The following is a 12,332-nucleotide window of genomic DNA, read 5'->3' on the forward strand; positions in this document are numbered from 1 at the left end:
CCCAGCGGCTATGACAGGAAGCGAGCGCGCCCTTCGAGGCGGAGCGACGGGCTCGGAACGGGCGGAGTCGGCTGCGCCCTCCGTAGCTGCGCGGGCTCGCCCGGCGAGGACAGGGCGCTTCCTTCTCCGAGACACTTCCCGATAATCTAGGCCGGCGATTGCGGCGCCGGCAAGGCGCAGTGAAAGCGACGGCATATGCACGACACGGCAGTCTTTCGCGGATCCTATACGGCTCTGGTCACCCCTTTCGCCGGCGGCGCGGTCGATTACGCCGCCTTGCGCGCGCTGGTCGACTGGCAGATCGACAGCGGCACGCATGGCCTCGTCCCCGTCGGCACGACGGGCGAGAGCCCGACGCTGAGCCATGAGGAACACAGGCAAGTCGTCGAGACCGTGATCCGTCAGGCCGCCGGCCGGGTTCCGGTCATCGCCGGCGCCGGCTCCAACAACACGCGGGAGGCGGTGGAGCTCTGCCGCCACGCCCAGCAGGCGGGGGCCGACGGCGTGCTGGTGGTCACGCCTTATTACAACAAGCCCAATCAGCTCGGCCTCTTCGAGCATTTCAAGGCGGTGAGCGAGGCGATCTCGATTCCGATCATCGTCTACAACATCCCGCCGCGCTCGGTGATCGACATGAGCGTCGACACTCTGGCCCGGCTCGCGCAGCTCGAGAACATCGTCGGCGTGAAGGACGCGACCGGCAATGTCGGACGCATCCTGCAGCAGCGCGCCGCCATCGGGCCGCAGTTCGTCCAATTCTCGGGCGACGACATTCTCGCTCTCGCGAGCGTCGCCGTCGGCGCGACCGGCGTGATCTCGGTCGTCTCCAACATTGCGCCGCGGCTCTGCGCGGATATGCAGAACGCCGCCCTCGCCGGCGATTTCGCCGCGGCCCTCGCGATACAGGACCGGCTCACGGCGCTGCAGCAGGCGACCTTCCTCGAGGCGGGCGTGACCGGCGCGAAATTTGGCCTGTCGCTGCTCGGCCGCATCCGCGAGGAGGTGCGGCTGCCGCTCGTCCCCTCGAGCGAGGCCACCCGATCGGCGATCCGAGCGGCGATGGTCCACGCGGGCCTCATCGGCTGAGCGAGGGGAAGCCGTGGCCGAGCAGCAGACGTCCAATTTCAAGGTCGTCGCCGATAATCGGCGCGCGCGCTTCGATTATGAGATCGGCGAGACCTTCGAGGCCGGCCTCGCCCTGACCGGAACCGAGGTGAAGTCGCTGCGCACCGGAAAAGCGACGATCGCCGAGAGCTACGCCCATGTCGATCGGCAGGGCGAAGCTTGGCTCGTCAACGCCAACATCCCCGAATATCTCGCCGGCAATCGCTTCAACCACGAGCCCAAAAGGCTGCGCAAGCTGTTGTTGAAGCAGCGCGAGATCGCCAAGCTGGCGCAGGGCGTCGAGCGCGAGGGCATGACCATCGTGCCGCTGCGGCTGTATTTCAACGCGCGCGGCCGCGCCAAGCTTCAGATCGCGCTCGGCCGCGGCAAGAAGCTGCACGACAAGCGCGAGGTCGAGAAGAAGCGCGACTGGGGCCGGGAGAAAAGCCGGCTTTTGCGCGAGCGCGGCTGAGAATCATGTGAGGAGCGAAGCGTCGTCGGCGGCGAGCCTAACGGCTCGCCGTCCGCGCACCGCCCCACTGGACCGCGAGCCTTCAGGCTCGCACGTCGCGATCCAGCAATTCTCTCGCGCGCGCGAAGATCGCCCGAAACATTTCCGGAGTGAGCGCGCCGGTATTCGTGTTGAGCCGAGAGCAATGATAGCTGTCGATAAGAAAAATATCTCTTCGCAGCATATTCGACGCGACGACATGCTCGCGGCCATGGGCGAAGGGATAGTCGCGCGGCCGCGCCGACAGGCCGCGCAGCACGCCCTCATGAGCGACGCGCCCCAATGCGACGACGCCGCGCAGATCGCGCATTCTCTCCAGCGTCGCGACGAGGAAAGGCCGGCAGGCGGCGATCTCGGCCGGCAGCGGCCGATTGCCCGGCGGCACGCAGCGGACGACATTGGCGATGAGACAGTCGACCAGCTCTAGGCCATCGTCAGGGCGCGCGTCATAGTCGCCACGCGAGAAGCCGAACTCCGCGAACGTCGCATAGAGAAGCCGCCCCGCCTCGTCCCCGGTGAAGGCGCGGCCCGTGCGATTGGCGCCGCGGACCCCGGGCGCGAGCCCCGCGATCAACAGCCGCGCGCGGCGCGGCCCGAAATCGAGGACGGGAGCGTTATGCCAAGCAGGCTCGCGCGCACGCAGCTCGCGCCGAAGGGCGACGAGTCGCGGGCAGAGCGGGCAGTCGGCGTCGGGCTCGCCCCCGTAGGGGCGAGACGACTCAGTCGTGCTCGTCTTCCGTCACGCCCTGGCTGATCGGCTGCGGACGGCGCTCCTGGAAGCGCTGCATGCGCTCGGCGCGCTCGCCGGGATCGCGGCCGATCTTGCCGACGAGATGGATGAGATCGACGAATTCGTCGGCCTGGCGGCGAAGCTCATCGGCGATCATCGGCGGCTGCGTGGTGATCGTCGAGATCACCGACACCCGCACGCCCTTGCGCTGCACGGCCTCGACCAGCGACCGGAAGTCGCCGTCGCCGGAGAACAGCACCAGATGATCGATATGCTCGGCCATCTCCATCGCGTCGACCGCGAGCTCTATGTCCATATTGCCCTTGACCTTGCGGCGGCCGAGCGAATCGACGAACTCCTTCGTCGGCTTGGTCACGACGGCGTAGCCGTTGTAATCGAGCCAGTCGATCAGCGGCCGGATCGAGGAATACTCCTGATCCTCGATCAGAGCGGTGTAATAGAAGGCACGGATCAGGCGTCCCTTGGACTGGAACTCACGCAGCAGGCGCTTGTAATCGATGTCGAAGCCGAGCGATTTGGCTGTCGCGTAGAGGTTGGCGCCGTCAATGAATAGAGCAATGCGTTCCGGGTCTGCCATTTGTCTCGTTCTCGCTCATCGGGTTCCAGCCATCGGGAGGATCGCGGCTCGACGAATGCGCTGTGCAACCCTTCCAACGGCAGCGCTTCGCACGATTTTTCGTCCTTGGCCCCTCGCGCGATAATTTTTCTGCGTCGCCCCGATGGTTTCTGCGCTCTGTCCCGGCGTAGTCATTCATCGCGGCGCGCAGACGATCGCGCCTGCGGACTTACACGTCCCTAATCGCTGTAGATCGACCATGAAACGCCGGGCGTCAAGAGGGGAATACAAATTTCATTCAGAAATAACGAAGCAATCATCAGCCGCAGTTGTGGCGACATTGAGACATGCGCGTTTTCCGCGCGTGCAATGGTCTCGGTCATGCTCGTTCTCGTCGTTGCGTCCTCACCGAAATTGGTGTAGCAGCCGCCGGACTGGGATCATTCGGGGAGTCGTCGAAATGGCGCGCGTTACCGTCGAGGACTGCATCGACAAGATCGAGAACCGCTTCGATCTCGTTTTGCTGGCGGCGCATCGCGCCCGGCTGATCTCCTCCGGCCAGTCGATCCTCGTCGAGCGCGACAAGGACAAAAATCCGGTGGTCGCCCTGCGCGAGATCGCCGAGACGGCGCTCGCCCCCGACGATCTGAAGGAAGATTTCATTCATTCGTTGCAGCGCCATGTCGAGGTCGACGAGCCGGAGACCGAGGCGGCTCCGCCGCTTTCGGCGAGCGGCGCCGACATCGCAGAGGGCGACGCGCAATTCGACCGCATGACGGAAGAGGATCTGCTGCGCGGCCTCGAAGGCCTGGTGCCGCCGGCCGAAGTCGAGGACGAGGGCGAGTAGGTCCGCGCGCCGTCCCGCGCGGACGCATATGGCGCTGGAGACGCGGGGCGAGCTGGTCTACATTGAGGGCGAAACGCGGCCTCGGGCCGGCTTTCGGCTCTTTGTTCGCTCGCCCGTTCACCTTCGAGGGTTCCGACAGGCCGCCGACGGTCCGCACGACATGATCGTTGGGCGACGCCGATGATGCGCCAATACGAACTCGTCGAGCGGGTTCGCAAATATAATCCGAAGGTCGACGAGGACCTGCTCAACCGCGCCTATGTCTACGCCATGAAGGCGCATGGGCAGCAGACGCGCGCCTCGGGCGACCCTTATTTCTCGCATCCGCTCGAGGTCGCGGCGATCCTGACCGACCTCAAGCTCGACGACGCCACCATCGTCGCTGCGGTGCTGCACGATACGGTCGAGGACACGAGCTCGACGCTCGACGAGATCGAGCGGCTGTTCGGTCCGCAGATCCGCAAGCTGGTCGACGGGCTGACCAAGATCGAGAAGCTCGACCTCGTCTCCAAGAAAGCCGCCCAGGGCGAGAACTTCCGCAAGCTGCTGCTCGCCGTCGCCGATGATGTGCGCGTGCTGCTGGTCAAGCTCGCCGACCGGTTGCACAATATGCGCACGCTGCATTTCGTGCCGGTCGAGAAGCGCGCGCGCATCGCGCAGGAGACGCTCGACATCTATGCGCCGCTCGCCGGACGCATGGGCATGCAGCGCCTGCGCGAGGAATTGGAAGGCCTCGCCTTCCGCCATCTGATGCCGGAGGCCTATCTCGCCATCGAATCGCGCCTGCACGAATTGCGCGCCAGGAACGGCCGCATCATCAAGCGCATCGAGAAGGAGCTGACGGAAGAATTCTCCGCGCGCGGCATACACGCCGCGGTCACCGGGCGGCAGAAGACGCCTTTTTCGATCTGGCGCAAGATGGAGCGCAAATCCATCGCCTTCGAGCAGCTCTCCGATATCTTCGGCTTCCGCATCATCGTCGACGAGGTCGAGGACTGCTATCGAGCGCTCGGCGTCGTCCACACCAAATGGCCGAGCGTGCCGGGCCGCTTCAAGGACTATGTCTCGACGCCCAAGCAGAATGATTACCGCTCCATTCACACGACGGTGATCGGCCCCGGCCATCAGCGCGTCGAATTGCAGATCCGCACCGCGACGATGCACGAGATCGCCCGCTTCGGCATCGCCGCCCATGCGCTCTACAAGGACAGCGCCAGCATCGAGGGCAAGGAGGAGCTGGCCAAGGAGAGCCGCGCCTTCAAATGGCTGCAGGACACGCTGGACTTGCTCGCCCATGGCGACAGCCCGGACGAGTTTCTCGAGCATACGCGGCTCGAATTGTTCCAGGATCAGGTGTTCTGCTTCACGCCCAAGGGCGGGCTCATCGCCCTGCCGCGCGGCGCGACGCCGATCGATTTCGCCTATGCCGTGCACACTCTGGTCGGCAATTCGGCGGTCGGCTGCAAGATCAATGGACGCATCGCGCCAGTGCTCTCGCAATTGCAGAACGGCGACGAGGTGGAGATCATCCGCGCCGAGGGCCATGTGCCGCCGGCGGCCTGGGAATCGCTGGTCGTGACCGGCAAGGCGCGGGCGGCGATCCGCCGCGCGACGCGCGAAGCCGTGCGCATGCAATATGCCGGGCTCGGGCGGCAGATCGTCGCGCGCGCCTTCGAGCGCGCCGGCCGCCCCTATTCCGACGATAAGCTGAAGATCGCGCTGCCGCGCCTCGCGCGCCCTTCTCTCGACGACGCCTTCGCCGCCGTCGGCCGCGGCGAGATCTATTCGGGCGATGTGGTGAAGGCGGTGCATCCGGACTTTACCGAGGAGCGCAAGCAGCCCGCGCCGCTGAAGCGGCTCGAGCCCGGAGAGCCGGGCTGGTTCGGCATGAAGTCCAATGTGAATGTCGTGTTCAAGGCGCCGGGCGCGACCGGCGAGGCGAGCGCCATTCCGATTCGCGGCCTGCGCGGCGACGTGCCGGTGCGCTTCGCGCCCGAGGGCGGCGCCGTGCCGGGAGACCGCATCGTCGGCATTTTGACCCCCGGCGAGGGCATCACCATCTATCCTATTCAATCGCCGGCGCTGACCGCCTTCGACGATCAGCCCGACCGCTGGCTCGACGTGCGCTGGGACATCGATCCCGAGAATCGCGAATTGTTCCCGGCCCGCATTCTCGTCACCGCCATCAACGAGCCCGGCACGCTCGGCGCGCTGGCGACGCTGATCGGCGAGACGGGCGCCAATATCGACAATGTCTCCTTCAGCGTCCATTCTCCCGACTTCCGCGAGATGCGATTCGACCTCGAGGTCGCAGACCTGAAGCATTTGAACGACATCATCGCCCGCCTTCGCGCCAGCGCCGTGGTCAGCAAGGTCGAGCGCGTCAATGGGTGAGCTCGAATCATGACACGTCACATCCGCCTCGGCGTGAACGTCGACCATGTCGCGACGATCCGCAATGCGCGCGGCGGCCTTTCGCCCGATCCGGCGCGCGCGGCGCTGCTCGCCATCGAGGCCGGCGCCGACGGCATAACGGCGCATTTGCGCGAGGACCGTCGTCATATTCGCGACGAGGACATGGCGCGGCTGAAGGCGAGCATCTCCAAGCCGCTGAATTTCGAGATGGCGGCGACCGAGCAGATGCTCGACATCGCGCTGAAGACGCAGCCGCACGCCGTCTGCCTCGTGCCCGAGCGGCGCACCGAGCGCACCACCGAGGGCGGGCTCGACGTCTTCGGCGGCCACGACCATCTCGTTCCTTTCGTCGACGAATTGAACCGCGCCGGCGTTCGCGTGTCGCTGTTCATCGAGCCGAACCCCGACGCCATCGACGCCGCGGCCTCGATCCGCGCGCCCGTCGTCGAGCTGCATACGGGCGCCTGGTGTCATGCGGTCGAGATCGGCGACGCGGCGCTGGCCGAACGCGAATTCGCACGCATCGCCGCCGCCGCCGCGCACACGGCGGAGCGCGGCGTCGAATGCCACGCCGGCCATGGGCTCGATTATGCGACGGCGCGGCGCATCGCCTCGCTGCCGCAGATCGTCGAGCTCAATATCGGCCATTTCCTCGTGGGCGAAGCCGTGTTCGTCGGCCTTTCCGAATCGATCCGGCGGATGCGGCGGGCGATCGACCAGGGGACCATCGATTTGGGCGTCGCGGCAACCCCATGATCATCGGCTTCGGCAGCGATCTCTGCGACATCCGTCGCATAGAAGAGGCGCTCGAGCGCTATGGCGAGCGTTTCACGCGCCGCTGCTTCACCGATGTCGAGCGCGCCAAATCCGACGGGCGCGCGTCGCGGGCGGCGTCCTACGCCAAGCGCTTCGCCGCCAAGGAGGCCTGCGCCAAGGCGCTCGGCACCGGCATAAAGGACGGCGTCACCTGGAAGGCCATGGGCGTCGTCAATCTGCCCTCCGGCAAGCCCACCGTGGAGCTGACCGGCGGCGCCGCCGAGCGTCTCGCCGAGCTCGCCCCAGCCGGAGCGCGCATCGTCATTCATTTGACTCTGACCGACGAATATCCGCTCGCGCAGGCCCAGGTTCTCATCGAGGCGGTGACGTGATAGAGCGGGAGGATGGCGAGCCTGAAGGCTCGCGGTCCAGGCGTGCGCTCGGGCCGCGAGCCTTCAGGCTCGCCTTCCACCAAACGACCGGAAAAGCGGCCTTCGGCCAAGAGGGAGTGACGCAGCTTGACCAGGAACGTCTCGGTCGCGGAACGGCGCGACGAAGGGGGATTGCTCGAGACGATCAAGGTGATCGTCCAGGCGCTGATCATCGCGCTGGTCATTCGCACATTGCTGTTCCAGCCGTTCAACATTCCCTCGGGCTCGATGATCCCGACCCTGTTGATCGGCGATTATGTGTTCGTCTCCAAATATGCCTATGGCTATTCGAACTATTCGCTCCCCTCCGTGCCGGTGCTCGATTGGCGGCTCGATCTCGTCTCCGGCCGGGTGATGGGCTCGGAGCCCAAGCGCGGCGACGTCGTCGTGTTCAAGCTGCCGCGCGACAATGAGACGGATTACATCAAGCGCGTGATCGGCCTTCCCGGCGACCGCATTCAGATGATCGACGGCCGCCTCTCCATCAATGGCGAGATCGTTCCGCGCGAGGCCAAGGCCAAGGAACGCCAGGAGGGCCGCGACGGCCGCGAGGTCGAGGTGCCGACCTATACGGAGACTTTGCCGGGCGGCGTCGCCCATACGATCGTCGAGATCGAGGGCGACCACGGCTACAAGGACAACACCGAGCTCTTCGTCGTGCCGCCGAATCATTATTTCATGATGGGCGACAATCGCGACAACTCGACGGACTCGCGCTTTGCGGCGGACGAAGGCGGCGTCGGCTATGTGCCGTTCGAGAATCTCGTCGGCCGCGCCGAGATCATCTTCTTCTCTGTGCAGAAGGACGAATATGCGCTCGCCTTCTGGCGCTGGCCCTGGTCCGTGCGCTGGAGCCGGCTGTTCCAGCCGGCGCATTGACGCGCGCGCAGGAAAGATGGGATCGCCCGGCCGCAAGGATCTCGAGGCGCTGGAGGCGAGCGTCGGTCACGGTTTCGCGAACCGGGGCCTGCTCGAGCATGCGCTCACTCACGTCAGCGGCTCGACGGCGCGGACGGACTCCTACGAGCGCCTCGAGTTCCTCGGCGACCGCGTGCTCGGCGTCGTCGTCGCGCATATGCTCTACGAGAGCTTTCCGGCCGAGAGCGAGGGCGAATTGTCGCGCCGCCTCGCCGATCTCGTGCGCAAGGAATCCTGCGCCGAAGTGGCAGAACGCTGGGGCGTCGGCGCCTTCATGCGGCTCGGCGACGGCGAGGCGCAGACGGGCGGACGGAAAAAGCGCGCCATATTGGGCGATATGTGCGAGGCGATCATCGGCGCGGTCTATCTCGACGGCGGCGCGGCGGCGGCCGAGGCCGTGGTGCGCGAGGCCTTCGGCGCGCGCATGCAGACGCAGGGGCGGCGCCTGCGCGACGCCAAGACCTCGCTGCAGGAATGGGCGCAGGGGCGGCGCCTGCCGACGCCGAGCTACAAGATGAAATCGCGCAGCGGGCCCGATCACGCGCCCTTCTTCGTGGTCGAGGTGGAGGTCGAGGGCTTCATCGCGGCGGCGGGCGGCGGCGCGTCGAAGCGCATCGCGGAGCAATCGGCGGCCCAGGCCTTTCTCGATCGCGAAGGCATAGACCGGGAAGGGGTATGATGAACCGGGCGAAATGGACAATCCCTCACCCTGAGGAGCCCGCGAAGCGGGCGTCTCGAAGGGTGGACGCGGCGCGCGTTGGAGCCTTCTCGTGACAGAGACCTGCTGCGGCTTCGTCGCGCTGGTCGGCGCGCCCAACGCCGGCAAATCGACGCTGCTCAATCAACTCGTCGGCGCCAAAGTGTCGATCGTCTCGCGCAAGGCGCAGACGACGCGGGCGCTGGTGCGCGGCATCGCCATCTCGGGCGAGGCGCAGATCATCCTGGTCGACACGCCCGGCATATTCGCGCCCAAGCGCCGGCTCGAGCGGGCCATGGTGGCGAGCGCGCTGGCCGGCGCCGGCGACGCCGACGCCATCGTGCTGCTGATCGACGCGCGCCGCGGTCTCGACGCGGAGGTCGAGGAGATCATCGCCAAGCTGCGCGAGCTCTCGGCGCCGAAGATTCTCGTGCTCAACAAGGTCGATGTCGTGCCGCGCGAATCGCTGCTGGGGCTGACCGCGGCGGTGACGCAGAAGGCGGATTTCTCCGACACCTTCATGATTTCCGCGCTGAATGGCGACGGCGTGCCCGACCTGCTGGCGAAGCTCGCCTCGATGATGAAGCCCTCGCCCTGGCTCTATCCCGAAGACCAGCTCTCCGACGCGCCCTTGCGCATCCTCGCCGCCGAGATCACGCGCGAAAAGATTTTCGAGCGGCTGCACGACGAATTGCCCTATCAATCGACTGTCGAGACCGAATCCTGGCAGAACCAGAAGGATGGCTCGGCGCGCATCGAGCAGACGATCTATGTGGCGCGCGACGGCCAGAAGAAGATCGTGATCGGCGAGGGCGGCCGCACGATCAAGGCGATCGGCCAGGCGGCGCGGCGCGAGATCGAGGACGCCGCCGAGCAGAAGGTGCATCTCTTCCTGTTCGTGAAGGTGCGCGAGGACTGGGCCGACGATCCAGAACGCTATCGCGAGATGCGGCTCGATTTTCCGAAGGAGTGAGCGGCGGCAAGGGCCCGCATTCTCGTCGAAGCGGGCGCCTGAAAGCATTCGGTCGTCGTCTCATCCGCCCGCTTTCAACCGCAGCCCTCTCGGCACGAGCAGCCTTTCCGCCAGCGCGAACAGCCCCTGCGCGGCGAGCGCCATCAGCGCCGCCGGCACGGCGCCCTCGAGAATGAGCGCGAGATTGTCGAGCCGCACGCCCGTGAAGATCGGCTCGCCATAGCCGCCGGCGCCGATCAGCGCGCCGAGCGTCGCCGTGCCGATATTGATGATCGCCGCCGTCTCCAGGCCTGCGAGAATGGCGGGCGAGGCGATCGGCAGCTCGACGAGCAGCAGCCGGCGCCGGGGCGAAAGGCCGATGGCGATCGCCGAATTGCGGATCGATGCCGAAATGCTCGCGAGCCCCGTCGCGACATTGCGCAGGATCGGCAGCAGGCTGTAGAGGAACAGCGCCGCGATCGCCGGCGCCGCGCCGAGGCCGAGCAGCGGGATCATGAAGACGAGCAGCGCCAGCGACGGGATGGTCTGCAAGAGCCCCGCACCCGCCAGCACAAAGCGCCCGAGGCGCGGGCGCCGCGACGCCAGCACGCCGAGCGGCAGCGCCACGACAATGGCGCCGAGGAGAGAGACGGACACGAGGAAGATATGCTCGAGCGTGCGCCGCCACACCCGTTCGGCGAGACCATGCGAGGGAAGCGACGGAACGACGCCGAATTGCGCTACGACGAAATTCGCCGCCGCTTCGCGCTCGCTGCGCAGCCCCGTCTTCACGGCGATGTTCATCGCCGCCATGGCGGCGGTCTCGATGCGCCCTTCGAGCCGCAGCATGGCGGCGAGCGCCTTGGGCGCGCGCTGCGCGAGATCGGCGCGATAGAGCAGCACGGCGCGATTTTCGGTGAAGAAGCGACGGTCGTCGTCCAGCACGAGGATGCGCCGATCGGCGAGTTCCGGGTCCGTCGTGTAGAGATCCATCACATCGATCGAGCCGTCCATCAGCCCCTTATAGGCGAGGTGATGGTCGAGGCCTCGTATTGTGTCGGGATCGAGGCCATAGGCGGAGCGCAGCGCCGGCCAGCCGTCGGCGCGAGCGAGGAACTCCTCGCTGACGCCGAAGGTCAGCTCGCGCCGTCGCGCGAGGTCGGAGATCGCGGCGATGCGCAAGGCCTCCGCCCGGTCGCGACGCATGCCGAGCGCATAGCTGTTGCCGAATCCGAGCGGCAGGCTCATCTTGATTTGCCGCTCGGCGAGCGCCCGCTCGATCTCGGCCAGGGTCGAGACAGTGCGATCGCTGAGAATTTCCTGCTTCAGAGTTCCCGAATATTCCGGATAGACGTCGATCTCTCCCGCGACGAGCGCGTTCCACAGCAAGCGTGTGCCGCCGAGCCCCAGGCGGCGCTCGACATTCGCGCCGGACGCCGAGGCGAGATCGGCGACGATCTCGGCGACGATCGCCGACTCGACGAATGTCTTGGAGCCGACCCTCACATCGAAGGATCGGCGCGAGCAGGCGCAGACGAGCGCCAGCGTCACAATCGCGAAAATCGTGAGGGCGCGATTCACATCGGCCCCGCGGCGGGCGGATCGGCGAGCCGGCGCGCGCTGGCGCGCACGAAGCGCGTCACGAACTCGCCGGCCGGGCGCTCGACGAGATCGGCGAAACGGCCCGTCTGCACGAGGCGGCCGTGATTCATCAGCACGATTCGTTCCGCGAAGAAGGCGGCTTCTGGAAGGTCATGGGTGACGATGACGACCGTCTTGCGCAGCCGCTCGAAGATGGCGGCGAGATCATCCTGCAGATCGGCGCGAATGAGCGGATCGAGCGCGCCCAAGGGCTCGTCCATCAGCAGAATGTCGGGATCGAGCATCAGCGCGCGCATCAGCGAGACGCGCTGGCGCTGACCGCCGGAGAGCTCGGCGGGATAGCGCTCGAGCGCCGCGCCCGGCAGGCGGGTCAGCTGGCGGAGCTCGTCGAGGCGCGCCGCGCGGCGCTCTGCGGACCAGCCGTCCTCGCGCGCCATCAGCTCGATGTTGCGCCGCGCGGTGAGATGGGGGAACAGCCCGCCGTCCTGAATCACATAGCCCATCAGCCTGCGCAGATGCGGCGCCGACTTCGGCGTGAGCAGATGGCTCTCGACCTCGATGGTTCCCGCGTCCGGCTGCTCGAGCCCGACGATGAGCGAGAGCAGGGTGGATTTGCCCGAACCGGACGGGCCGATCAGCGCCGTCGTGCGACCGTCTTCGATCGTCAGCGTGACGCGATCGACGGCGAGGACGTCGCCATAGGATTTGCTGACCTCGTCCAGACGGATCATGACGGCCGCGTGCGCGTGGCGTGACGCTTATCTGGAGCGAATGGGCGACGCGCCAAGGGGG

Annotated in this window: 14 protein-coding genes; 9 read left to right on the top strand and 5 right to left on the bottom strand. The window is 66.6% G+C overall.

Going from position 1 to position 12,332, the window contains the following annotated elements; all coding sequences use genetic code 11:
• Window positions 1–195: 195 nt before the first annotated feature.
• Both dapA and smpB read left to right on the top strand, forming a co-directional pair.
• Entirely contained in the window at window positions 196–1,086 is an 891-nt protein-coding gene (gene dapA / locus K3F48_RS11815) for a 4-hydroxy-tetrahydrodipicolinate synthase (RefSeq protein WP_222575643.1), read from the top strand.
• 13 nt (window positions 1,087–1,099) lie between these two features.
• A complete protein-coding gene (gene smpB / locus K3F48_RS11820) occupies window positions 1,100–1,576 on the top strand; it encodes an SsrA-binding protein SmpB (protein WP_222575644.1) in 477 nt (158 codons plus the stop codon).
• Between the two features lie 82 nt (window positions 1,577–1,658).
• Here smpB and K3F48_RS11825 read toward each other — a convergent pair whose 3' ends face one another.
• The 3 genes from K3F48_RS11825 to K3F48_RS11835 all read right to left on the bottom strand — a co-directional run bounded on the left by K3F48_RS11825 (window position 1,659) and on the right by K3F48_RS11835 (window position 3,305).
• Window positions 1,659–2,258, bottom strand: coding sequence for a uracil-DNA glycosylase (locus K3F48_RS11825; protein ID WP_222575699.1), 600 nt, complete (start codon window positions 2,256–2,258; stop codon window positions 1,659–1,661).
• A 76-nt stretch (window positions 2,259–2,334) separates the two neighbouring features.
• Entirely contained in the window at window positions 2,335–2,943 is a 609-nt protein-coding gene (locus K3F48_RS11830) for an NYN domain-containing protein (protein WP_222575645.1), read from the bottom strand.
• A 218-nt stretch (window positions 2,944–3,161) separates the two neighbouring features.
• The gene (locus tag K3F48_RS11835; protein ID WP_222575646.1) at window positions 3,162–3,305 is read right to left on the bottom strand and encodes a hypothetical protein; all 144 of its coding nucleotides are present in this window, start codon (window positions 3,303–3,305) and stop codon (window positions 3,162–3,164) included.
• Between the two features lie 77 nt (window positions 3,306–3,382).
• Here K3F48_RS11835 and rpoZ point away from each other — a divergent pair, with 77 nt between their 5' ends.
• The 7 genes from rpoZ (at window position 3,383) to era (ending at window position 9,959) form a co-directional block, all read left to right on the top strand.
• Window positions 3,383–3,769, top strand: coding sequence for a DNA-directed RNA polymerase subunit omega (gene rpoZ, locus K3F48_RS11840; protein ID WP_222575647.1), 387 nt, complete (start codon window positions 3,383–3,385; stop codon window positions 3,767–3,769).
• Between the two features lie 180 nt (window positions 3,770–3,949).
• Window positions 3,950–6,163 carry a bifunctional (p)ppGpp synthetase/guanosine-3',5'-bis(diphosphate) 3'-pyrophosphohydrolase gene (locus K3F48_RS11845; protein WP_222575648.1) on the top strand — a complete coding sequence of 738 codons (2,214 nt, stop codon included), beginning with the start codon at window positions 3,950–3,952 and terminating at the stop codon, window positions 6,161–6,163.
• A gap of 9 nt (window positions 6,164–6,172) precedes the next feature.
• The gene (locus tag K3F48_RS11850) at window positions 6,173–6,940 is read left to right on the top strand and encodes a pyridoxine 5'-phosphate synthase (RefSeq protein ID WP_222575649.1); all 768 of its coding nucleotides are present in this window, start codon (window positions 6,173–6,175) and stop codon (window positions 6,938–6,940) included.
• A complete protein-coding gene (gene acpS, locus K3F48_RS11855) occupies window positions 6,937–7,332 on the top strand; it encodes a holo-ACP synthase (RefSeq protein WP_222575650.1) in 396 nt (131 codons plus the stop codon). Before K3F48_RS11850 ends, acpS begins: the two co-directional genes overlap by 4 nt.
• A 126-nt stretch (window positions 7,333–7,458) precedes the next feature.
• On the top strand, window positions 7,459–8,250 hold the full coding sequence (gene lepB / locus K3F48_RS11860) for a signal peptidase I (RefSeq protein WP_222575651.1): 792 nt from the start codon (window positions 7,459–7,461) through the stop codon (window positions 8,248–8,250).
• A 16-nt stretch (window positions 8,251–8,266) separates the two neighbouring features.
• On the top strand, window positions 8,267–8,968 hold the full coding sequence (gene rnc, locus K3F48_RS11865; protein ID WP_222575652.1) for a ribonuclease III: 702 nt from the start codon (window positions 8,267–8,269) through the stop codon (window positions 8,966–8,968).
• A gap of 91 nt (window positions 8,969–9,059) precedes the next feature.
• On the top strand, window positions 9,060–9,959 hold the full coding sequence (gene era, locus K3F48_RS11870; RefSeq protein ID WP_222575653.1) for a GTPase Era: 900 nt from the start codon (window positions 9,060–9,062) through the stop codon (window positions 9,957–9,959).
• Window positions 9,960–10,019: 60 nt separating this feature from the next.
• Here era and K3F48_RS11875 read toward each other — a convergent pair whose 3' ends face one another.
• Both K3F48_RS11875 and K3F48_RS11880 read right to left on the bottom strand, forming a co-directional pair.
• Window positions 10,020–11,519 (bottom strand): glycine betaine ABC transporter substrate-binding protein, encoded by a 1,500-nt coding sequence (locus K3F48_RS11875; RefSeq protein WP_370631407.1) that lies wholly within the window; start codon window positions 11,517–11,519, stop codon window positions 10,020–10,022.
• Complete coding sequence (locus K3F48_RS11880; protein WP_222575654.1) at window positions 11,516–12,271, bottom strand: ATP-binding cassette domain-containing protein; 756 nt, start codon at window positions 12,269–12,271, stop codon at window positions 11,516–11,518. The genes K3F48_RS11875 and K3F48_RS11880 overlap by 4 nt, the downstream gene beginning before the upstream one ends.
• Window positions 12,272–12,332 lie beyond the last annotated feature (61 nt).

Source organism: Methylosinus sp. Sm6, from assembly GCF_019802345.1.
Classification (GTDB): domain Bacteria; phylum Pseudomonadota; class Alphaproteobacteria; order Rhizobiales; family Beijerinckiaceae; genus Methylosinus.

Coding starts and splice junctions, on each gene's coding strand:
- dapA (WP_222575643.1), top strand. CDS start 196: ATGCACGACACGGCAGTCTTTCGCGGATCCTATACGGCTCTGGTCACC.
- K3F48_RS11830 (WP_222575645.1), bottom strand. CDS start 2,943: ATGGCAGACCCGGAACGCATTGCTCTATTCATTGACGGCGCCAACCTC.
- K3F48_RS11835 (WP_222575646.1), bottom strand. CDS start 3,305: ATGACCGAGACCATTGCACGCGCGGAAAACGCGCATGTCTCAATGTCG.
- rpoZ (WP_222575647.1), top strand. CDS start 3,383: ATGGCGCGCGTTACCGTCGAGGACTGCATCGACAAGATCGAGAACCGC.
- K3F48_RS11845 (WP_222575648.1), top strand. CDS start 3,950: ATGATGCGCCAATACGAACTCGTCGAGCGGGTTCGCAAATATAATCCG.
- K3F48_RS11850 (WP_222575649.1), top strand. CDS start 6,173: ATGACACGTCACATCCGCCTCGGCGTGAACGTCGACCATGTCGCGACG.
- acpS (WP_222575650.1), top strand. CDS start 6,937: ATGATCATCGGCTTCGGCAGCGATCTCTGCGACATCCGTCGCATAGAA.
- rnc (WP_222575652.1), top strand. CDS start 8,267: ATGGGATCGCCCGGCCGCAAGGATCTCGAGGCGCTGGAGGCGAGCGTC.
- K3F48_RS11880 (WP_222575654.1), bottom strand. CDS start 12,271: ATGATCCGTCTGGACGAGGTCAGCAAATCCTATGGCGACGTCCTCGCC.